We start from the raw sequence: 22,618 nt of genomic DNA on the forward strand, positions 1-22,618 counted from the left end.
GAACTAGTCCCTTGTCAATTTCAAAATTTGAAATTGACAAGGCTGGCACAAAATTTCACATAGATTAAAATAAATGCGCATTTAATGCGCATTTATTTTTTATAACTCATTATTCTATGTAACTTAAAATTAGTAACGTCTCTTAAAAAAATCCCTTAATAAAGGGAGGTATAAACTTCAATATCTAACAACCATGCTAATTACAATTAGATAACAGCAAGACTCACAAATATTAATAACTCTACAGCATGCTTTAATTTAAAAGCACTAAGTTAAAACATTTAAAGCCTTAATATTTCCATTTAGTGCTTTAACTTAATTCCTTAACTACTGAATAAAAAAACTAATTATCACTCTACAGATCTCTCAAAATAGCATCCTTATTCTCATCAAGAAAATCCTTTAACTGATTTACAGTAAGCAAATTCTTTAACACATTAACATAACCTACAGACATCTTAATAACTTCAATCTTCTGTATTACAGTTGAATCATTTTGACTGTAATCCTGATCACCTTCATCTCTAAATATAACCTTATCATCAGAACTATCATATTTAACTTCACCTGGCAAAAACAATTTATCATAGTTATCAGACTTAGTTGCAAAATTTAATTTCAATGCATAAGAATTTTTATCACCAATGTGAATCATCTTATCTTTTTGATCCAAAGCCTGCTCTAAAATACTTAAATGATCAAAATTAATCTCTACATTAATCTCTTCTCCAACCTTGGTTTTAAATCTTAAAAGTATAATCAATAAATGTTTGGGTTGAAATCCCCTTTTTTTCATTTCATTTAAAATCTCAGGAAAATAGTCTGTGCCTAAAATTTTCTTAACAGGCTCTGTAACTAAAAGACTTATACTCTTTAATTTAGCATCTTTTATCTTTCCCACAACCTGATTTTTTTGACCACCGGGCTTTATCTGCCCATCTTGAACACTGTGAGTAAAATTTACTTTAAAAAAACTAAAATCTATATCCAAATTGTCAAAAGGACTTGATAATTTTGCTACATCAAATGAAACAACAGGAAGTTTTAACTCATCAATTATACCTTCTGGAGTTTCATTTTTCATATTCTTAAAAATATCACTGTCTACTTTCTTTAAAAGTAGATATCCAAATTTATCTTTAAAAAGATCTGACCTTTCATCTTGATCATTTTGCAAATTTGAATTCCTATCTTGCCACATAGCCTTCAAGCTTGTAAAATAACCCTGAATACAAAAAAATAACATAACAACTAATAAAATAATAATTTTCCTCATCATCAAACTTCTCCCACCTCATATATTGTAATAATAACAATTATACTATTACAATACATAAGCACATAAATGCATGCAATATACTAAACTACATAAAATGCAATGTACTTCAAACCATCTGAGATCGTTTTATCCACAATGATAAAACCTTCACAAATTAATTAAAGACTTTCTTCTGTTCTGTTATTACGCATTACACTTGTTAAATATTTACTCTCAGGGTTTCATTATTCATTAATATGGAATACTAAAAGTTTAAAGAAATACATCTAAAAGAATCTAATCTTAATTTTAAGAAAAATATGTGTATATGAAACAAACTGAACTATAATTTTTAAAAAAAGTCACACTTTCAATGATTATTCCATTAAAGTGTACTTGAAAAATTACGTAAGCTGCAGTGTTATGGCTGTGGCTTTTAATTTACACTTTTCATACTAATTTATACTCAAATTCAATAATCTTAGATATATCTGCTCTTGGTAAAATGTTTAAGTCTATCTCTGTATTCAAGGCTTAAGAGTAAATAACAAGCACTCAAAGCATCAAGAGCATCGTCTCTGCCTTTAAAAGCACCACTATAGCTATAAATATCATTTATAACATTTTTATCCGTAATTTTTAAAAACTCTATCCTTCGAGCGTTAAATAAGGGTATTAGAGTACATATTCTCACAAACTTATTACTTAAAGGTTTAACTGCTGATATTTTAAAACAATGATTAATGTTCTGTCTAATAGATATTATAATTTTTGTTAAAAATCCATGACCATCAGTACTATCTCGATCTTCGATATAAAGTGTATTAATATTAAAGTTTTCTGCCAAAACACTAATTGCATTAATAATCGACCCGTCACTTATAGGTTTTCTATCCTGATAAACATAAGCATAATACTTATAACCCATCCTCTCAAGCACACAAATAGCAGTATTGTCCATACCAACAGAAAATGCGGGATCAATATACATGATTGGACTTTTAAATGTATAATCTTCATTTAAAAGAACTTCATTAAAACACGCGTCAACACTAGCAGTCCATTCTCCTAAGAGTACTCGAGCCTTGTAAGCAGATAAATTTTTATAAATCATTTCCTGTGTTTCAATAAAATCTTTCGAATTTAAAGGATTATCATAAATACTAAAATTATATGTCCTATATACATCGCATCTATCAATATAATCGGTCTTAAAATAATGAGCCGGATTATCAGGATTAGTATCAAAAATAATGATGGCCGGTTTTTGCCTAAGCCTTTTCATTATCTCAAGCAAAGTCTCTTTATGAATTAAGGTCGCCTCATTGACATATACCAAAGAAGAATTACTACCCCTAATCTTAAAGAAAGAATCACTATTTTTTCCACCGTAAATATTCAGTGTCAAACCCGAAATGGTGCATGAAACATTGCGAGAAATCTTTAAATCATACTTCACATCTAAAAGATTACATATTTTTTCTATCTGTTTAAGCGTATTGGTAATCAATGCACCAATTGAACTTCCCATAATAAAATTATTAGTATCTTTATGATAATAATGTTTATTTTGAATCAAAAACTTAACCAACAAATACGATGCTAAAAATGTTTTGCCACTAGATATACCACCATTAAATATTAATTTAGAGCAAAAATTATTATTTATATCCTCCACTATACTTTTCTGTTTAAGAGTTAAATACTTCTCTTCAAACGAGTTAAAATCAATTTCTCGTTTTTTATTTTGTGAAAATTTGGCAATGTTAATATTAAATTTTTGTTTAAATTTTTTTTGTAATTTAATAAAAACTGATAAATTATTTAACTCCAAAATTACCCCAACTTCAAATTTTTATCAAAAATTTCTTTTAACTTAACTAAACACTCATAATCTTCCCTCATATCATTTAAAATAAGCTCTCTAGATATGCGATTCCTCTTATAAATCTTTTGTCTTAAATCCAATTTAAGTTTTTTACATAAATTCCTATCATCACTATTACTGATTTCCCTCTCTAAATTTAAAATTTCTTCATTAACATCAATTAATTTTTCTAAAGCAGATCTCAGAGTAAGTTTTTTGTATTTAAAATGAGAACTTATATAAGAATTTGCAATGCCATAAAACGATTTATAAAAACTGTCACGTTCTCCTTCAAGTCTATAAGCTTCACATGTTGCATCTTTGGCAAGAGTATCTACATCAACATCACTAGAAGACACAGAAGGACTCTCAGTATTACCTAGACCACTTGCAATCTCACCTAAAATATTAAGTTTAACTTTTAAAACAGTAGATTCACTAACATCCAAAACCTTTGCAATATCAGCAGTACTTAAATTTGATTTGAATAAAATATTATATTTTACTTCTCTATTTTTAAATGACATTTAAATAAATTGTAAACAAGTTTTTACAAAAAGACAAGATTGAACATGATTCAAATTAAATAAAAAAAATTCATTATTAAGTGAATTATTGTTACACGAATTATGATATACACAAAATAGATATTGGTTATAACCAATATCTACAAAAAGGAGAAAAGTACAATTAAAAAATTAATTCAAATTAAGCTTCATTTCCAAAACCATAAACTTTAATATTAGTTATAATCTTAACATAAAATACGGGTTTAAAATAGAGAAATTAACAATAAAATTTATATAAGCTACATCTTAAAATGTGTCACATTTCTGATTCAAAATCAAACATAAAAAATCAACAAAACACTTCAAAAATTCCATAATAAATTTCTCTTCTCAACCAGGAGCTTTAAGCCCCCTTAAGAGAATCTATGAAAAAATATTATTATTGGTATACAAAAAAAACAAAGGGTTTATTAGAAACTCTGGCCTCAAAGTCCCTAATAAACCCTTTAAGGTAACAGGTCCTTATATTAAGAGTGACACATTGCATGTCAATCTGTACTAACTATAATATATAACAATTTTAAACATTTTGCAAATATTTTTTAAAGTTTTTTTTGAAAAAAACAAAAACAAAAAAAATTGGTTATACAAAAATTCCTATTTACCTAATTTACTTCAAAAAAATCAATTATATATCATAACTAAACACTTAATCATTCTTCAATAAACTTTAAAAAATTATGCCTTAAAATATATCTTAAAATAAGAGTTCTAAAATAAATGTTTTAACATAAAAACTTTTGTTATTATATGCTAGGTTCATTCCTAAAACCTTCAACCTCCCCATATCATTAAATTATTTGCAAAAAAACCTTTAGAAATAAATCCAACGTCATAAATCTATTGTCTATTTTTTCCCCTTTTTTGAAGACTCAAACTGATTTATTATTTTTGCTAAAAATTCTTTTTCATCCGAGAAAACTCTCTCTAAGAGAAAACTTGTAAGCTTGGCATTACCTTTATAAAAGGCATAGGCATCTGGACATTTAAGCTGAAACCTTAAAGGTCTTAACGGATTTTGTTTAGATTTTTTTATATTAACACCTTCTTTATTTCTCAACAAAAAGATAGTCCCATTAATTCCATTATTAATAACATACTTTTCCTCCACAATTCCCTCTTCAATCGCAGTAGCTATCTTTAAATATTTATAAGTTTGAGTTCTAGCAAGTCTGTAATCTTTGGCAAAATCATCAAAATTGGCATAATTATCAAGTTTGTAATACTCATTATCCTTAATCTCTTTTAAAACTTTCATTGCCTCAATTTTACAAAAAATCTCTTTTTGAAAATTAATTTTTAATCTTTCTTTAAGCCTATTATAGTGAATAGATATCTGTTCTTCAGGTGTAATCTCTTTAGCTAAATTCCTCTTATTAACCTCTATGCCCATTTCTAACCCTCCTTTGCTTTGTACGTACACTAAGTGTACGTAAGTTATAACTTTAGCTTAAGCCATAATGCCTATCTTATTCATTAAAGTTAAAAGCGTATCTTGGTACTCCCTTATGTAATCTTTACTTAGATCAAAAACATCATTCCTAGCAATTTTCCTATTTAAATCCTCCCTCTCAGATATTGTACCTAAAAAATTATCATTTTCTTTCAAAATATTTAACAATTCCTTGTGTGTATTATTCTTTTTAAATTTGGTATTAAGTAAATAAATAGGAGCTTTTATAGATAATTTCTCTATGAAAAAATTAAACAGATCTAAACTCTCGACTGCCCATTTCTCTGCCGTAATTGGTACAATTATATAATTGCTACATACTAAAGCATTAGTTAAAGTAAAATCTAAGCTAGGATTAGTATCAAGTATTATGTAATCATACTCAAAACCCAATAACTTTAACTGTTCCTTTAATCTGAATTCCTTGTATGGAATCGATTCTGAATTAAATTTGTGCAAAGTTAAATAACTTGGTATTAAATCTAAATTACTACTAATATTTATAATAGCATTATCAATATGAAGATTAGATATTAAAACTTCGTATATGTTCCGATTAAATAAATCTACCCCACATTCTTTTATTATTTTAAAATAATAACTGGTCGTTGATGCTTGTGTGTCTATGTCTATAATTAACACCTTAGAAGACTGCGATAAAAGTGTTGCAAATATCAGACTCGTAGTACTCTTACCCACCCCACCTTTAATTGATGCTACTGTAATTACTTTTGTCTCTTTTGTATCCATCTTGGAATGATACCCCCTTCTGGCAATTTTTTCCCATAAAATGCATAAAGTTCCCGCTCTAATTCTAGGAGTATGCTTAGTAAAGTCTGATAGTAGGAACTCTCAATCTTATCTTTTTTTAATAAATTATGCAGCCCACTTAAATAACAAAAAACCCCACCTTTTTTAAACCTAAATTCTATGTACTCACATTTCCTTAAAGTATAAGTCTCTCTTTTATTAAAATTCTTTACCAAAAAGGCCTTGTCTAATTTCTTAATTCCATAATAAATACCAAAAAAATTATCATCGTCTCTGATAGAAAATAAATGAAACATGCTTATATCCTCTATGTTAAAAATTCCTCTAAGAGAGATGAAAAACTTAGTTGGTTCATTCTTACTTATTCCAAATGTATAAAAATCGTTGAAAATCTTAGTATGATATATCCTACGGTTGTTAATCTCTTCAACTTTAGAGAAAATATTATGTTTTCCCTTTTGCCTATTGTTGGGATCTATCTCCTTTTTTTTCTGCTTCAATAACTCTAGTAAAGCCACCATCTTTCCTTTTCCTCGGTATCATTAATTTTTTACTTTATTATTTTAAGCAATTCGTAATAATATGTATTATCAACTACTTTGCTATACTTTAACTCATCTTTGGCGTTAATAAATTTCTTTAATGCAGGTATTAATACGCCAATATCTACCTTATACCTCAACTGTTCTAATAATATACTAAAAATATTGTTTTTTATATCATCCGCTTTGATTTCTTGCTTCTCACAAATCTTGGCATTGATTTTGATTTTCCTTATTAGACGATTTAAATCTTCATATTTGTCTTTTTCTATGATAAAGTGGGGCTTTTCTTTATAAGCTTCGTATATTTTACTGATTTCTTCTCTTAATATTGCTTCATCGTAATTTTGTCCCTTAAGTTCTCTTTCCCTCACATTCAGTATTTCTTCAAGTTCTCTTGCCTTGAGCTCTTTTTTATTACTCTTGTTTTGAAAACTTCTATTTAGGTATCCCCTTTCCTCTAAAAAGGCTCTAATACACCCTTCTTGACCCTTCTTAATTTCATCTTTTATTAGAGATAAATCCTCTCTATTGAGTGCTCTTAAACCCTTCTCATGCCTTTTTATTTCCCTTATAAGTTCTATTTTTCTTGTCCTATCTATTTTTAAGTTTAATAAAAAGAAGGGAAGATCAATCTTGAAATTGCATTTACTTATGTATTTAATCAGTATGTCTCTTTCCCTCTTATTATTATTATTACTATTAATACACTCCCATTTTAGACTCCCATTTTCTTTTTCGTATTTAGCCACCCTTTCTTTAAACCGGTCTATCTTTTCTTTTCTTATATTCCTGAAATGTGAGTTTATCTTAGCATGACACTCTTTCTTTGAGTATTGTAGAGTATAATAAACTTCACTTCCGCATTTTTTGCCTAAGTGTTTGCAGTAGTTGCGTGTGATTTTAAACTTTTTCTCAAGTGCGTATAGATAATTCTGTAATGTTTTAATCTTGACTGTTTTTTGATCGTTTCTCTTTAAGTTGCCATTGAAAAAATATAAAATGTTTTTTTGTGTGTATTGATTAAGTTTTAAGTTAATGAAATTAAGTGTGGATATGAGTACAATCAAATTGTATTGATATCTATTGGTTTTACCCTTTATGCTTTTGATTTTCACTGTTTACTCCTAATATAAGTATTTATAAATCTTAATTTAATTAATAATACAATTTATCTTAAAAGTAAATACTTGTTTTAGCAAATATGAAAATAAATTAATATTTATTTTTTATAGAGTTAAATATTAGTTTTCTTTTTTTATTTGTTTGATTTATTTGTAAAATACTTTACAAACTTATGTTTTTGCTATATCATAAGATAAACGACTTATATTAAGAACAAAAAGTACTAATAATATTTATTTAAAATTAATTAGAAATGGACGAGCCTTGTTAAGGGCAAGTCATGTTGATTCTATTTAACTTTATAATGTTTTTTATTTTTTGTTGAAGTTTTACTAAGCATATGTACATATGTTTTCTTATCCTTATATACTTAAAAATTTAGACTTAAAAAAAAGCCCCTATTTGGGACTTTTTTTTAAAAGAGTAAAGATGTTAGTTGTTTTTTAAATTTACTTACTTTTAAATTCACTTTTTTAATTTACTATATTTTTTGTATACCGCAGAAGCTATGGGTTTTGTATTGTTTATGTAATGTTGTAAGTGTTTTATGTTTTCTTGAATGGCTTCTAATGTGTGTTCTGCTCTTAAAACAGTGGCATCTAATAGATTAAATGTTGGAAAATTTTGATCCCTAAATTTTTGCTTAGTGCGAGTTAAAAATGTTTCTAGATACAGTGCATAACTTGCAAGTTTTGCTTCATATATGCTTAAGTTTTTAAGTGTAAGTTCGGTAGGTGTTTTAGGCTCTTCTGGTAGTGTGGCTATTGAAGTGCAACTAAATATCATACTAAATATAATGAATTGCAATAAAATTATTAGGTTTAGAATTAGTTTTTTGTTCACTTTTTACCTCCTTTTTTGTCTACTCTCTTATATCCTTTCATATCCTGTTCTAGTTCTTCTTTGAGTAATTGGGCCTTAGTTGACATAAGTTTATTGCGTTCAAGTCGTAATTCTTCAATTAAAGAAGGATTGGCGTCATTATTAATTGCATCAGTAAGCCTCATAATCTTATTAAGTATGGTTTCAAGTTCAAGAATGATTTGTTTGTGTTCTTGAACTTCCATTTTTTGCAGTGAATTTAAGTAAATGGTGTTCATGTATTTGTAAATATCAATGGCCTTTTTTATGCCTATCTCAAAAATTTGTTCATTTGGGGTATCACTATATCCAAGAAATTCCATTAGATTTTGAAGAAAAATTATTCCTAAATTGGTGTTGTTTTTGTTTAACATAAGTTATTCCTTAAATTTTTAATTTTATTTTTTTTTGTCAAAGAAATGCTTAATTATCTTAACTATTTCGTTCATGACAGGTCTTAATAGTAGCGTTAAAGGTATTAGTATAAGTAATACAAATCCTCCAATGATTATAAGTTTTGTCTCGGCAATATTTGATAAGAAGTCAAATACCGTATTCATATTGTCCTCCATTTTAAATGTGTGTTAGATGTATTATTCTGTATTTGAAAGATAAACCACTCAATTTTGTTATATTGATATATTAACATAAATTTAACAAAAATTAAATGTCCAAAACTATACTTTATTAAGATATGGAATATCTTGATTTAAATCATTGTTTAATAAGGCATAGTCTAATTTATACCATCCTGTAAGAATTGGTTGTGTTATATTGTGTTGTTTTCCACTGTAAAAATAGAAAGTTGTATGTTGTGATGTATTATTTTCTGAAAATTTAAGGTTGATCCTTTTTGTCATATTAACATTAGTATCTGTAGAACTTTTGATATCAAGGTTTATGTTAAGGTAGATGTATTGATCTTTCAAGTTTCTTGGGAATCTTAATTCTACTTGGTCACCTTTAATGTCTATATTTAGTGACTGTTCAGCAAATTCGTTATAAGAATAAAAAGTATCACTTGTGGATAATATTCCCCAATATTTAAAATTTGCAGGAACTCCTTGTAAATAATAGTGTGTTGTTAATCTTTTTAAGGCACCTCTGCTTCTACTGAATGCAATAAATTCTAGTTCTTTATCTTCGAAATTACTAGATCCTAGTAATTGTGCTGCAATGTTTAATTCTTTGTAAAGATTGTTCTTCTTTATGTAAAGCTCACCTATTGCATTATTTACTCTTTGGAAATCATCTATTCTGGCAAAAGTCTTTGTTGCATATTCTTTAAGTTTTTCTAAATTAGTGATTTCTGTAAAAATTTCTTTTAAATTCTCAATTAAGGTTTGAAATTCAACTAACTCAAATTCTCGTTTATTTGGATTGTAGGTTGATATTTGGCTTGATTTTACATTATTTCCAGATATCTTTAAATCTTCAATTAATGTTTCCTTAAGTTTGTTAAGGAGATCATTAAATTCAATACTATTTGGTTCTGTTTTGAGTCCTATTAGCTTAGAGATGATTTTTAAATACATTTTCTCTATGTGAGATTCGTATTCAATCAGCTCTTTAGATATTATCTCTCTTATGACCTTTTTGAAATATTCAAATCCTCCGTAGAATGTATCTTGTTTTATTTGTTCAAGTAAATTTTTGTATGTAATTGCATAAGTTTCTTCAACAATATCGTCAATGGGAATTAGGTCGTTTTCATTGACTTTGGTTTTTCTGTTAAAATCTTTTATTTGTATTATTTCTTCTGTTTCTTTATTTTCATAGTCCATATAATCTCCTTATTTTTTTAAACAATATAATATTTGAATTTTATTTTATTTCTTTATCATAAGTGTCAAAAATTTTAATAGTTCTTCCAGCAGGAATTAGGGATTTTATAAATTCATATATTGAGTTTTTAAAGTCCTTTGGAATATAGTTAGATGCAAGTTTTTTAAATTTTCCTTTGTGTTTAACTATAATAATTTTTAATTTTCCATTAATTTTGCCAGCTATTTTAAATTTAATAGGTGACCTAATATTATCAATTAATTTGATAATAATCTCTCCAGGTGTATTTGGATTTATGGTTACCTCAACTCTTGCATGCAAAAATGCCTTGAAGAGTAAATGAAAACTCTCATCTGTGCCTATTGATTTTATTGCAAATATTAATGCTTTAAGAGAATTGATTAGGTCTTTTTTAAGTCCTTTTTTTAAGTGAAATGCATTAAATAGTGATAGCATCATCAATGCAATGTATCTTGAATTGATGCTTTCTTGTAAATTAATTGTGTTAAAATTTTTAAGTAGTTCTTTAAGCTCTGCTAATAGCTGTTTTTTGAAGTTAAGTTCGCTTTGTATGATTTTTGCAATCTGTGTATTTTGTAAAAATTGTGGTATTGTTTTCATTACCTTATTCTTTGTCAATTATGAGTCTTAAATTTTCATCAAAAGATATCAGTTCATTTTCTTTAATTTCAACATCAGTATTGAAATTAAACCCAGATTCTTCAATTTCTGTTATTTTAGTCTCTAAGTTTTTTTTTATGCAAACACCGATGCGCATGCTTTTAATTCCTTTAATTGTGCTTACAGGACTTAAAAAATCTTGGTGCCTTAATGCAATGCCCATATCTTTATATTTATCTTTTATAATTTTTTTGTAAATTTCTTTTATTTGTCCAGCTACTTCCTTATACATTGCCTTTGTTTCGGTTTTGTATAGTACTTTTAAATATGCGTATTTAATTATTCCTAAGCTAAACTTATATGTCTTTTTTTGCCCATTTTTGTTTAAAAACTCAAGTTCTATTTGTCCCTGAAATGCTGTTCCGCTTGGGGCAGTATAATATATTGCTTTCCAAATATTCATCTGTGTTTGATTATCAATGATTTGGTTTTCTCTGTACTCAGTTTTAAATATTATGTGAATTGCAATCGTTCCTGATGAACTTATGATATTTGCATATTCTATATGTGGAACTGCTAGTAGTGCTTGTTTGATTGCTTCGTAAGTTGAACTTTTAGGTATGCTTAGGGATTCTTGTAAACTTTTAAAGTATTCCCCTCCTTCTTTAAGTGTTGCAAATAGTTCATTTAAAACTTTAATTATCTCTATATCAATTGCAGAACTTGGGTAGTTTATTATGTCAAATATTGAGTTGTCTTTTATCGAAATATTATATTCTTGTTTAAGTATTTCTTTTTTTATATTTTGTATCTCTTCTATTGATTTTGTAATAACCCCAATTTCTTCGTCAAATATTATTTTCATATATTGTATTCCATACTTAGCGTGTCCCCTGCTAGGAAAAATTGTAATGTTATTTTTTGATTTTCTTTTTTTATTCGGATATTTAATATGTCAATATTGAGACTTCTTAAAGTGTTTGCAAAAAAAGTTTTGATATCTTCTTCTTTTTGTGTCTTTAAGAGTTTTAAAAAAAAAGTAAAGTTAAGACCGTAGTTTTTATTATAAAGACTACCAATGGGTGTTTTTAGGTATAATAATAATTTTTGCTTTTGTTCATCAAGCCCATCTACTATTTTTAAATCATTGTCAAAAATTATATTAAATTCATCATCTATTTTAATATCCATTTTTAATTGCCTTAAGAATTAAATTATAGCATATTTAGCAAAATTAATACATAATTTATATTTTTTTGTCAAATATTTAAAAAAATTTAAAATTCAATATTTTTTTGTTATATTTATAATATTATTTTTTTGTAATTCAATTAGTTTAAATTTTACTGAGTAATTCTTAAGTAAATTTATGAGTTGGTACTGCTTAAGGAACCGCTTAAATATTTACTGTATGGCTATATATTTTGGGGAAGTGTAATGTTTACAGTATGAATTTTTGTGAGGATTTGTGAACAATTAGATTGGTTTCTGTTACGAGAGAATTGATTTCTCTTAAAAAAGAGACCCTTTAAACCTAAAGGGTCTCCAAGGTGAGAAGAATACAAAAATGAGATTCGTTTATATTTTTAAATAAAATTTCATTTTCATTGCTTTAAATTTTAAGTTAGAACAGATTATTTTTGGATGTGAAGCTATCCTTTTCTTTTGATATAGATTTATCTTTGGCTTTTTCTGTATTTTTAAATTCAGATTCTCCTAGGTACTTATCTTTTAAAAAAGTACCACATGAGAATCTTAAGAGAATAAATGAAGATAATATTGTTTTATACACTTTATGACACTTTAACCTTATAATCGCATTCTTATTACGTGTTTATATTATACATGTTTAATTAATGATCTGCAATAATAAAAGTATAAAAAATTTAATTTTTTTTAAGAATTTAATTTTTAAAAGTACTATTAGCATTAAGTGTTTTAAGATTTTATCTTAGAAATAAGAATAAAATTTGCCACCAGAATATGGTGGCAATATTAACGTGTAAAGCTTTTAAGAGCAATACCTGTTTTAAGAAAGATATTAAATCTTTCTTTTGGAGTTATTAAAGCTTGTAAATTTTTATTTTTGCTTTCTTGTGCAAATTTTTACCATTTGTTTTCTTTATTGTATTCGTCTTTATATCCGTCTTTATAATAACTAGATTTGTCTTCAGTATCTTCATCTAAAGACTCACATGAAAGCATTCCAATTAATATTAGAAATATGAATATGTATTTTTTCATCTTTTATCCTTTATCTTGAAATTATACCAAATATATTTTGATACTTAGTATAATTTAAATATTATCAAAATGTATTTTGAAAGTCTAGAGTTTTGATTCTAAAATTTTTGTTCTTTTATTTTAAATTTTAGATGAATTTTTTCTAAAGTCTTTAGTTTGGGGGCTTAATTATTGTTTTATGAATTTTAACAGACAAATACCTAAATGGTGTTTGTTTGTTAAATTAACTTATAGAACCTATGTTTTTTAATTTGTTTAAATCTCACTTTTGTTAAATCTTTCACTTGTAATGAATTTTTTCAGTTCGGTTAAGGGTGAAAATTGATCAGCAATTTGTTTAAGTTTATTTATTCCTTCTCTGTTTATAAGCTTAAAGATTTCATTTTCGCGTTGACGAGTGCTATTATCATTTATAAATTCTTGTGAGTTTTTACCCATTTTTGTTTTGTAGAAGTAATAACCAGTATCTGCTTCAGATTTATTATCTATGAAAAATCTGAATGAGAAACTTTGTGGTACTTTATCCGCGTCTTTCTTTAGTGCTTTTGAAAATTTCATTATGTCATCTCTAATTCCTGAAAAGACTATATCTATAGTTTTACCCCCTGGACTTTCAAAACTTAAGCATAGATCAATAGAATTTAGCTTGTAGTCTTCAACTTCAGAAAAATCTTTGAGATCATTTTGAAATAAGTAATTAGGAAATAATAGTTTGATTTTTTTAGTTGTCCAGATTGTTCATTTTCTGGGTTAATCGCGTTGTGTTTTGTTATACGATAAAATTTATGATTCATAAAGAGATCGAAATTAACATCATATTCTTTAATATAAGACTTGAAATAATAATTGTCTGGCTTGCTCGCATCGCCTTTAAAAGTTACTAAATCATCGAATAATCCATGTTTTGATGTAGGTTTGTTAAACTCTTTTTTTTTCCTAAAATTTGGGTTGTTTGGATTTAATTTTGGATTTAAGTTATTAGATATCCTTCTTTGAAAAACTAAACCTGAATTATCTTGATTTTTTTTTGGATTTAGGGTACAAGCATTTAAGCTTAAGCCTATCCATATAATTAATATAGTTTTGTTAAGCGCGTTTTTTTGCAAAATATTCTCCTCCCTAACTTTAAAGTTAGTTATTGATTTCATTATACACATAAATGCATATTATACATATAACATATATTAGACATATATCAGTTAAATTATGTGTATAGAAAAAATGTGTATCAATCATAATTTTGTTATAAATTACAAGTATATGAAATGACATTGTATCAATAAGATTATTCGAATTTTATAACCATTAAAAATGATGTTTTAGCTGTTATGCAAAAGAAGTAATTAGTTATTTATGACAAAGATAAGTTTAATAGTATGTTAAATAGTTTAGATAATTATTGTGTTGTTAGAATTATAGATATTTATCGAGATATTAAAATTAATCAGGATGAAGCTTTGAATGCTATAGATATTATTTTTGATGTTGCAGTAAAACAAGACTTTCAAGTTAGTTTTAATAACCTAAAAAGTGATTATGATTCTCATATAAGAGAGGCTTTTAATAAATCTTCAGGTGAATTGTTTTTTCAGCTTACAAATGATATTAATAAATATCTAGGGTCTTTGATGTTATTACAAGCAATGCCTTAGCTGTCAATGTAAGTGGTGCTCGGCAGGTAGTGGTAGTTAATCCTTGAATTAGTTTAAATTAAGATTATTAAAAGATTATTAAGATTGAAAATAGTAGGTGAAGAAAGTAAAGCCTTAAATGTATATAATATTTGATATTAATAAATAAAATCTTTGCAGATCACAAATATAAGCTGTTATTATATATTATATTTATTATAATAATATAATAATTTAATTTGAAAAAGGGGGGGATTTAATGTTAAAAATTAGGCATATCATTTTGTTTTTAGTATTAATATTGCTATTTATAAGTTGTGATTTAAAATCTCAAAGAAAAGATCTTGGTCAAGAAGATTCTGATTTTAGCGAAATTTTTACTGGAGAGAGAACTTTAAGAAAGTTTGGTAAAGGAGTGAATTTAACGGGTGTAAATTCTGTTGTAGAGCAAAGGCAGTTTAGTGAAGTAGTAGATTTAACGGATCTAGAAGAGAATGTTCCTAAATTAACCGAAGAAGAAAAAAGTTTGCATGTTAAGCTTAACAATCTGTTAGATACATTTGGAGTATCTCTTAAGGAAAGGGAAGCAGTTGGTTATATACTCAGTGTAGTAACTGATGCTAATATTGGTATTAATAAGGGTTATAAGACATATACTAGTCTTGAGTTTTGTAATCTGTTAAATGAGTTAGGAGCTGTTAAATTAAAGAAAATTATCGAATGTCACTTAAAAGTCCTTGAAGAACAAGAAAAAGCCAGAAATGCTATTTTAAATGCACCTTTATCCTTTAACAAACAGGAATTGAGAGATAGCTTTAATAAGCATAAGGATAATTACAAATTTTATTTAAAAGGGTTATTTAATAGGGCTATTGCTGATGACATTTATAATAACATTATAATTGATGATTATGATGTTGAGTTTAATAAGATTAAACAAAGAGCAGAAGGCCTTATAGAGGTTGGATATGTATATGCACAGCTTTCTGATGAGGAGAAGTCAGTAATTGATGGGATGCAAATTATAGTAACTGATGATAGTATTGCTAGGGGTAAAGGTTATAAGAGTTATGATAATTTTTTATTTGACTTTTTTTTAGATAATATGGGTATTCTTAAGGTCAGGGAAATGATAATTGCTCATTTAAACAATCTTAAAGCACAAGATGAAGCATCATCACAAGCTAAAGTAGTTATTGAGAGTGTTGGGACACCTCAAATAAGGAAAGGATTTAAGAGCCTTTTTGATAGTTATAAGAGAGGCTATCAAGAGCATTTAAAATCTTTATTTAATAGCGATGATCCTGATGAGGTGTATAAAAGGGTTGTAAAGGATTTGTATGCGGGTAATTTTACTACGCTTAATAGCCGTGCTAACTTCATTATACGGTATGAAAAGTTTTACGAAGAATTCTCAGATAGTAGAAAGAATGCAATTAATGATATACGAAAAATATTAACTGATTCTAAGATTCATAGTGATAAGCAGGTTTATAAATTGTATCGTGGGTTTGATTTTGAACTTTTGTTAGGTAGGTTAGGTGCTGCTAAGGTTGGGGAGATAATGGATCTTCATTTAAGAATTAAGGAAGCAGAAGAAGGAATTAAAAATGCTTTAGAAAATGCCAAAGAGAGTCCAGTGAAAGAGTGGATACGAGGTTTGTTTAATAGTGAAGTAAATCGTTACCTATTATTTGTAAAATATGCATTCGATAACCCCTTTTTTGATCCTGATAGAGTATGTTCTAAATTTGCTAATAATAATTTTGTGGATAGATATTCTGGTATTCAAAACTTAGCAATGCAACGCCTTAAGTAAAGAAGTTTAAGCCTTAAATTTATACGGATATTTATCCGTATAAATATCCGTATAAACTTGCAAGTTATGATATGATGTTAATATAACGTATGTATCATCATCTAATGATAATAGGTCAAATTTAGCTTAAAAAAGGAGATATTGGTTGATGAAGTTAAGCCATTTCAGTTCGTTTTTAGTATTAATATTTCTATTATTGTTAGTGATAAATTGTGATTTAAAATTTCAAGGAAGTACTGGGTTTGAAGAAAATTTGACTATTAAAAAACATATAAGGAAATTAGACAAGTTTGGTGGGGAATATGCTTTGAGAATGATTGCAACAGGTGAGGATTTAGATATTAAGCTCAATAATCTTCTAGACAAATTTGGGGTATTCGGTAAGGAAAGGGAATCAATTGCATATATAAGGCTTGCGATAACTGATGATAATGTTGGCAAAGTTAAAGGCTACAGGACTTATACTGATTCTGAGTTTTATAATTTACTTGAAAGCTTAGGTGCAGATAGGACCAAAGAAATTATAACATTTTATTTAGAGGTTGTTAACATTCAGGAATCATTTGAAAGGGCTATTAAAAATGTTAAGGACGCTACGTCAAGAGGCAAATTACAAAATAACCTTAATCAACGCAAGAATCAGTATCAGTTGCATTTAAAAGGGTTATTTGATAGTGATAATTTTGATGATATATATAATAATATTATAGGTGATAATTATTTTTCTGAATTGATTAAATTTAAAGACGAGATTACAAAAGTTGAAGGTGGTTTGGATGTATACGCATGGCTGTCTGATGATGAGCGGGTTGTAATTGATAAGATACGAGACATAGTAACTAATCCTTTGATTGGTAAACATGAAGGTTATAGGACGTATACTGAGATTGAGTTTAATGATTTATTAAATAAGTTAGGTGATAATAGAATTCTTGCAATGATATTGGTTTATCTAGAGGATCAAAGAAACCAAGATGCGGCATTGGTAAAAGCTTTAGCAGCGATTGATAATGTTGATGATGCTGACTTGAGAGAGCAATTACGAGGGAAAATTAATGATGAGAGAAATAACTATGAATTACATTTGAAAAAATTATTTGATGAATTTTTTCCCGATTTTTTGTATTTAAGCTTTATGCAGAATGTTCATTATTATGGTAAGTTTGTTTTAATTAAAAACGCAGCTGAACGTATTATAGCGTTTAAAAAGCTATAATGCTGTTGATTTTGAGAGCTTACTTGGGAGTTTAGGTGCTACTAGGATTGAAAGGATTATAGACTTTCCATGCAAAAATATTTAAGTACTAAATTATGCTTGAATTACTGTAGAAAAGATTTCAGAAAGGCAATTTCAAATATTGAGAGATAGATTGACGGTGCAAGAAGATGCTAAGATCCTTTTATCAGATTAAGTAAACTAATACTTAAGAAGAGTAATTAAGCCTTAGATGTTAATTCTAGGGCTTCTTGTTTTAATTTATGTAGGTAAAAAATGTTAAAAATTAATATTTAAGAATTAATCTTTAAGGTAAGTTTGTGGTGAACGTTTGGAGATTAGATAGTATTAATATAATATAATTATATTAGGTTTTATATGGTAATAATTTCATTTAAGCTTAAAAAGGAGATATTTAATGATTAAGGAAGTATGTCATAATGTTTTATTAATTTTATTGCTAGTTGTAAGTTGTGGTTTGAAATCTTTAGACAAACCCCAGGGGGATTTACATGGAACTATCCATGGTAATGGTTTTGGAATAAAACCAAGGCATAGTCTTGATGAATTGCTAAATCCATCTGGAATATTGAGTAAAGAACAAGCAGCAGTGCGGACTATACGAAGTATAGTCACTAATCCTAATATTGGTAGTGGTAAAAATTACAGGACGTATACTGATTCTGAGTTTTCTAGTTTGTTAAATAATTTAGGTATTGCTAAGGTTGAGGAAATGATAACAGTTTATTTAGAGATTCAAAAAAAGCAAGAAGAGGCTGTGGTATCTGTCAAGGATATTCATGTGGATCCATTTTCAGGGAATCTTCTAGTGAGGTTAGATAATTACAAAAAAGACTATCAGGTGCATTTAAAAGGGTTATTTAATGAGTTAATTCATAATGATGTGTATGTTAATGTTATAGGTGATGATTATGTTACTAAGTTTATTGAGGTTATAGATGATGCTAAATCCCTTAAAGAGATTGCAAAGTTTTTAGCAGATAAAGAAGGTGTTCCTATGGATGAATCGTCAGTAATGCGGTATATATCAGCTGCAGTGACGAATCCTGTGATTGGTAAGAGAGAAGGTTACAAGACTTATGAGAGTCCTGAGGAAATTTTTCTCTTGTTAGGTAAGTTAGGTTTTGATAAGCTTAAACAAATTGCAGGAGTTCATTTAAATTCTGTTAAGGCACAATCAGAAGCTTTAGATGCTATAGATGCTATAGATGTTATTAGATATAAACATTTAAAACAGCAGGTACAAAAAAAATTCGATACTTTTAATGCTGCTTACTCATTGCATATTAAAGAGGCGTTTAGTAAGTCTTCTCTTGATAATATTTATAGAGCAGCTATTGTAAATGTTAATTACGATGCTGAGTTTAATCTTATTAAAAATGAGGCAACTGTTCCTGCAAATCCTTAATAATAGATAAGCCTTAGGTTAAAATCTAAGGCTTTGGTTTTTAATTTATTTAATTTTAATTTAGACATGTAAAATATTAATCATTTTCATTAGTATATTTTATTTAATATTTGTCTTTATTTGTAGTACTATGATTATAGTAACATATTCTATTACAATAGACATTATTTATTGCTCTTCTTATAATATGTTAATTGTTGTTTACCTTGTCTTAAATGAGGTTTTGTTATGTGTGAAGTAATCGATGAAGTTTTTTCTAAAAAAATGCTTGATATGCTTAATATGGGCAAACTTAAAACTTTAAGCATATCTGTTAATAATTTTCCCGATGAGAGTCATGGTAGTATTTTAAGTATTTCTAATAATTCTGTTAAATTAAAGTTTAAGAAGGAACTTGTTGAACATAATTTGAAAAAATATATTGATGATTTTACAAAATTTTCAGGATCATCAGAAAATAATTTTTATGTTTTTACTGGTGATGATCTGGAGAGACTAGGATTATTGCTTTATCCTTATCTCTCATTTGGTATTTTAAATGGTGGTTCTGCGACTAGTTATTTTGATATACTGAAAAATAACGATTTTAATGAGGAATTGTATTCTTTATATGCAGATAAAATATTTGAAGCTAGGAGGTTGTTTGGGCATTTGCCAAAGGGAATAACACCTGCATATGTTAATAGTGATGGTAGTTATGGATTTTCATTTTTAGCATTAAAAATGCGACATCTTTTAGTTCTTTCTAAGAGATATTGTGAGCTTTATGGTGAGAGTATTAAGCCTTCGATTTTTCAGATGACAAGTTTTAGGACTTATAAACCGATTTTTAATTTTTTAGATAATATTTTTGATGATAATTTGATTAAAGATTTAAATTCTTGTGGTTTGCAAAGTTCAGATATTTTGACAGCGATTCAGCCTTTGGTGTATTGTTATAATAAATTAGATGATGGTCAATATGAATATTTTAGCTATTGTACTAATGGCAAGAGAACTTTTTTGGCTTTACCCGCTGGTCATGGACAAAATTTTAAAGTTTTAAGAGATATTTATTTTAAACTTTATAATTTTGGAAAAAAATTGTGTATATTGGTAATGTTGATAATATTGGTTTTACTGTTAATTTATGTACTCTTGCAATAATGGCTATCACTAATAGTTCTTCTGGTTTTGAATTTAGTGTTAAAACACCACTAGATACAAAAGGTGGGGTTTTAGTCTTGGATGATGATAATCATTTAACTTGTGTTGATATTGGTAGTGTTATTTCTAAAGAAGCTGTCTTTGAAGCTGAATGTAGAGGTGATAGGATTTTGTTTAATTGTGCTACAGGTCTTTTTAATTTAGAATATTTGATAGAAAATATAGATAGAATAATATCAGATATGCCTATGAGAATTATTGAACAGGATAAAGAGTTTGGTAGATATACTGCAATTGAGCAAATAACTTGGGAAGCTATAAGAATAGTAAATAACCCATTAATTTTTGAGGTCAATAGAGAAGAGAGGTTTTTGCCCGCAAAATTATTTATTGATACTCTTATTATGAGTAATTACATGAATGATAAATTTATGGGCAATATTTCTGATATTGCTAGATATTTAAATAATGCTCTTAATAATTCATTGAAGAATAAATATGATTTGGTATTTAGGAGAGGTAAGTGGGATGTTTAAATTTGTGTTATTTGGCCTTTTATTGTCTAGTTTGATTTTACTAGGGTCCATTCCTGATATAGATTATGATTATTTTGAAAATGATAAATTTGATCTTGTAGATATTGATGAATTTTTAGGAAGAGTTAATGTTAAGAACTTTTTGAGGGAACGTTGTTTTTTTATTGGCATTAGGAATGTTGCTAATCCTAGTGCTGTGCAAGCACTAAGTAAAGAAGAACTTGATAAAATAAGAGAGATAAATCCAGTAGGAATTATTTTATTTAGAGAGAATTTTAAGGATGCACAACAAACCAAAGAGTTGATTAAAGAGATACAGAGACATCTTGGTTCTGATATATTGATTGCTGTTGATGAAGAAGGAGGACTGGTTAGTAGAGCTAGTGAGAATAAAAAATTGGGAGTTTATAATTTTCCTGCTATGGAATCTGTTGGGAAGACTGGAGATTCTCAGCTTGCATATAAGATTGGAGAAATTCTTGGTAAACAGCTTAGACGACTTGGTATCAATGTAAATATGGCACCTGTAGCAGATGCTAAATTTGCTCCAAATAGCCCCTTAGGTAGCAGAACTTTTGGGTATTTATCTTATAATATTGGTCTTATGGTAGAGGCATTTATTGATGGGATACAAAGGGAAGGTGTTTTTGCTGTAGTTAAACACTTTCCTGGACTTGGAGGCACAAAAGTAGATACCCATAAAGATTTGGCCTTATTACCTTATAGTAAAAATTTTTTAATGGTAAATAATTTTATACCATTTCTTTTTGGAAAGGAAGCAAAATTTATTATGCTTGGGCATGTACTTGTTCCTAAGATTTCTGGAGATGTAAGTAGTATGTCAAAAGATATTGTAGATATTATAAGACATAATCTGAATATCTTTAGTATTATCATGACAGATGCGTATGATATGGGGGCAATTGTAAATAATTTTAGTTTGAGGCATGCGATTAAGAAATCATTAAATTCAGGTATTGATGTTGTGCTTATTCCAGAAGGGTTTAAGAAACTTAATTTAGAAGAATGAATATTCTTAGTTTTGTTAAAAGGAAATGCTTATTAAAAATGGTCAGTATTGTTATAATTAGATAGGAAATGTAATAGCTATATCGACTAAAAAATACTCACGTAGAGAAGAAGAAAATATAGAGAGGATAGAGAATAAATTAGTAATTGGAATGCTAAGTTTAATAGAGACAAAAGGCAATGCAGGGAAAAGGAAAGCAGAAATATTGTTACCAGTAATAATGGAAGCTCTAAGAGCTATAGGTAATTGAGTACCTACTAAGATATTGATAATAAAAGAATATATGTGTATTTGATATTTCAGTATATAAAGAGAAATAGATAGAGTAAAATAGACACTTGAGAATAAAGTTGGATCGTGGGGATAAAAGTGAATGGGGATGATATTGAAATCAATCCATTCATTGTAAGTCATGGTTATTCCAATGAAAGCGTAATATTTGTGATGTTGATTATAAGGAGTTAAATTTATATAATTGTGTTGAACGATACCTATTTGTAGTGGTTTTATATTTTCATTATTAAATTTTTCACTCCATGCATGGGTATATATTATTAATAAGTGTAGTGATATAAGAATTGAATTTTTCATTGTGTGTGTAAGAAATTGTAACATGTTCTTAAGGAATAAAAAATGGTTTTTACTTGTTTGTATTGTATGAGATGGGGGAAGGAGGTAATAATAACAATATATGTTATACTAATAAAAATTAAAT

23 protein-coding genes and 1 pseudogene are annotated in these 22,618 nt (G+C 27.5%); 6 read left to right on the forward strand and 18 right to left on the reverse strand.

Translation table 11 applies throughout. From position 1 onward, the window contains the following. Nucleotides 1-355: 355 nt before the first annotated feature. The 17 genes from bpuSUM_RS07740 to bpuSUM_RS07820 all read right to left on the reverse strand — a co-directional run bounded on the left by bpuSUM_RS07740 (nucleotide 356) and on the right by bpuSUM_RS07820 (nucleotide 14,202). Nucleotides 356-1,279 (reverse strand): hypothetical protein, encoded by a 924-nt coding sequence (locus bpuSUM_RS07740; protein WP_247067605.1) that lies wholly within the window; start codon nucleotides 1,277-1,279, stop codon nucleotides 356-358. A 460-nt stretch (nucleotides 1,280-1,739) separates the two neighbouring features. Further along, a complete protein-coding gene (locus tag bpuSUM_RS07745; RefSeq protein WP_247067612.1) occupies nucleotides 1,740-3,092 on the reverse strand; it encodes a PBSX family phage terminase large subunit in 1,353 nt (450 codons plus the stop codon). A 2-nt stretch (nucleotides 3,093-3,094) separates the two neighbouring features. Continuing rightward, nucleotides 3,095-3,652, reverse strand: a complete 558-nt coding sequence (locus bpuSUM_RS07750; protein WP_247067614.1) for a hypothetical protein — start codon at nucleotides 3,650-3,652, stop codon at nucleotides 3,095-3,097. Nucleotides 3,653-4,541: 889 nt separating this feature from the next. Further along, nucleotides 4,542-5,087: a chromosome replication/partitioning protein gene (locus bpuSUM_RS07755; protein ID WP_247067616.1), complete on the reverse strand. Its 546-nt coding sequence runs from the start codon at nucleotides 5,085-5,087 to the stop codon at nucleotides 4,542-4,544. A 57-nt stretch (nucleotides 5,088-5,144) separates the two neighbouring features. Further along, on the reverse strand, nucleotides 5,145-5,897 hold the full coding sequence (locus bpuSUM_RS07760) for a ParA family protein (RefSeq protein ID WP_247067618.1): 753 nt from the start codon (nucleotides 5,895-5,897) through the stop codon (nucleotides 5,145-5,147). After that, the gene (locus tag bpuSUM_RS07765) at nucleotides 5,873-6,439 is read right to left on the reverse strand and encodes a DUF226 domain-containing protein (protein WP_247067620.1); all 567 of its coding nucleotides are present in this window, start codon (nucleotides 6,437-6,439) and stop codon (nucleotides 5,873-5,875) included. The genes bpuSUM_RS07760 and bpuSUM_RS07765 overlap by 25 nt, the downstream gene beginning before the upstream one ends. A 29-nt stretch (nucleotides 6,440-6,468) precedes the next feature. Further along, the gene (locus bpuSUM_RS07770) at nucleotides 6,469-7,578 is read right to left on the reverse strand and encodes a plasmid maintenance protein (protein ID WP_247067622.1); all 1,110 of its coding nucleotides are present in this window, start codon (nucleotides 7,576-7,578) and stop codon (nucleotides 6,469-6,471) included. Nucleotides 7,579-8,050: 472 nt separating this feature from the next. Continuing rightward, entirely contained in the window at nucleotides 8,051-8,428 is a 378-nt protein-coding gene (locus tag bpuSUM_RS07775; RefSeq protein WP_247067624.1) for a BBA14 family lipoprotein, read from the reverse strand. Beyond that, nucleotides 8,425-8,820, reverse strand: coding sequence for a BlyB family putative holin accessory protein (locus bpuSUM_RS07780; RefSeq protein WP_247067626.1), 396 nt, complete (start codon nucleotides 8,818-8,820; stop codon nucleotides 8,425-8,427). The genes bpuSUM_RS07775 and bpuSUM_RS07780 overlap by 4 nt, the downstream gene beginning before the upstream one ends. Nucleotides 8,821-8,844: 24 nt before the next feature. Continuing rightward, on the reverse strand, nucleotides 8,845-9,006 hold the full coding sequence (locus tag bpuSUM_RS07785) for a BlyA family holin (protein ID WP_247067628.1): 162 nt from the start codon (nucleotides 9,004-9,006) through the stop codon (nucleotides 8,845-8,847). Nucleotides 9,007-9,123: 117 nt separating this feature from the next. Then, nucleotides 9,124-10,230 carry a DUF685 domain-containing protein gene (locus bpuSUM_RS07790; RefSeq protein WP_247067630.1) on the reverse strand — a complete coding sequence of 369 codons (1,107 nt, stop codon included), beginning with the start codon at nucleotides 10,228-10,230 and terminating at the stop codon, nucleotides 9,124-9,126. A gap of 40 nt (nucleotides 10,231-10,270) precedes the next feature. After that, entirely contained in the window at nucleotides 10,271-10,852 is a 582-nt protein-coding gene (locus bpuSUM_RS07795) for a DUF735 family protein (RefSeq protein WP_247067632.1), read from the reverse strand. Nucleotides 10,853-10,856: 4 nt separating this feature from the next. Then, nucleotides 10,857-11,717: a DUF276 domain-containing protein gene (locus bpuSUM_RS07800; protein ID WP_247067634.1), complete on the reverse strand. Its 861-nt coding sequence runs from the start codon at nucleotides 11,715-11,717 to the stop codon at nucleotides 10,857-10,859. After that, complete coding sequence (locus bpuSUM_RS07805; protein WP_247067636.1) at nucleotides 11,714-12,043, reverse strand: contractile injection system sheath initiator; 330 nt, start codon at nucleotides 12,041-12,043, stop codon at nucleotides 11,714-11,716. The genes bpuSUM_RS07800 and bpuSUM_RS07805 overlap by 4 nt, the downstream gene beginning before the upstream one ends. A gap of 915 nt (nucleotides 12,044-12,958) precedes the next feature. Further along, complete coding sequence (locus tag bpuSUM_RS07810; protein ID WP_247067638.1) at nucleotides 12,959-13,096, reverse strand: hypothetical protein; 138 nt, start codon at nucleotides 13,094-13,096, stop codon at nucleotides 12,959-12,961. Nucleotides 13,097-13,351: 255 nt separating this feature from the next. Then, complete coding sequence (locus bpuSUM_RS07815) at nucleotides 13,352-13,654, reverse strand: hypothetical protein (RefSeq protein ID WP_247067640.1); 303 nt, start codon at nucleotides 13,652-13,654, stop codon at nucleotides 13,352-13,354. 83 nt (nucleotides 13,655-13,737) lie between these two features. Then, complete coding sequence (locus bpuSUM_RS07820; RefSeq protein ID WP_247067642.1) at nucleotides 13,738-14,202, reverse strand: hypothetical protein; 465 nt, start codon at nucleotides 14,200-14,202, stop codon at nucleotides 13,738-13,740. A 243-nt stretch (nucleotides 14,203-14,445) separates the two neighbouring features. Here bpuSUM_RS07820 and bpuSUM_RS07825 point away from each other — a divergent pair, with 243 nt between their 5' ends. The 6 genes and pseudogenes from bpuSUM_RS07825 to bpuSUM_RS07855 all read left to right on the forward strand — a co-directional run bounded on the left by bpuSUM_RS07825 (nucleotide 14,446) and on the right by bpuSUM_RS07855 (nucleotide 21,903). After that, nucleotides 14,446-14,748 (forward strand): BTA121 domain-containing protein surface lipoprotein, encoded by a 303-nt coding sequence (locus bpuSUM_RS07825; protein WP_430644667.1) that lies wholly within the window; start codon nucleotides 14,446-14,448, stop codon nucleotides 14,746-14,748. Between the two features lie 238 nt (nucleotides 14,749-14,986). Continuing rightward, the gene (locus bpuSUM_RS07830; RefSeq protein WP_247067652.1) at nucleotides 14,987-16,546 is read left to right on the forward strand and encodes a BTA121 domain-containing protein surface lipoprotein; all 1,560 of its coding nucleotides are present in this window, start codon (nucleotides 14,987-14,989) and stop codon (nucleotides 16,544-16,546) included. A gap of 148 nt (nucleotides 16,547-16,694) precedes the next feature. Beyond that, nucleotides 16,695-17,762, forward strand: a complete 1,068-nt coding sequence (locus bpuSUM_RS07835; protein WP_247067654.1) for a BTA121 domain-containing protein surface lipoprotein — start codon at nucleotides 16,695-16,697, stop codon at nucleotides 17,760-17,762. Nucleotides 17,763-18,180: 418 nt separating this feature from the next. Then, nucleotides 18,181-19,191, forward strand: a complete 1,011-nt coding sequence (locus bpuSUM_RS07840; RefSeq protein WP_247067656.1) for a BTA121 domain-containing protein surface lipoprotein — start codon at nucleotides 18,181-18,183, stop codon at nucleotides 19,189-19,191. A 228-nt stretch (nucleotides 19,192-19,419) separates the two neighbouring features. After that, a pseudogene (locus bpuSUM_RS10095) lies at nucleotides 19,420-20,873 on the forward strand (UTP--glucose-1-phosphate uridylyltransferase). After that, the gene (locus bpuSUM_RS07855; RefSeq protein WP_430644666.1) at nucleotides 20,836-21,903 is read left to right on the forward strand and encodes a glycoside hydrolase family 3 N-terminal domain-containing protein; all 1,068 of its coding nucleotides are present in this window, start codon (nucleotides 20,836-20,838) and stop codon (nucleotides 21,901-21,903) included. The pseudogene bpuSUM_RS10095 and the gene bpuSUM_RS07855 overlap by 38 nt, the downstream one beginning before the upstream one ends. Before the next feature lie 57 nt (nucleotides 21,904-21,960). On the opposite strand, the gene bpuSUM_RS07860 is transcribed toward bpuSUM_RS07855, so the two are convergent. Continuing rightward, entirely contained in the window at nucleotides 21,961-22,494 is a 534-nt protein-coding gene (locus bpuSUM_RS07860; protein WP_247067671.1) for a hypothetical protein, read from the reverse strand. Nucleotides 22,495-22,618: the final 124 nt, after the last annotated feature.

Source organism: Borrelia puertoricensis (assembly GCF_023035875.1).
GTDB lineage: Bacteria > Spirochaetota > Spirochaetia > Borreliales > Borreliaceae > Borrelia > Borrelia puertoricensis.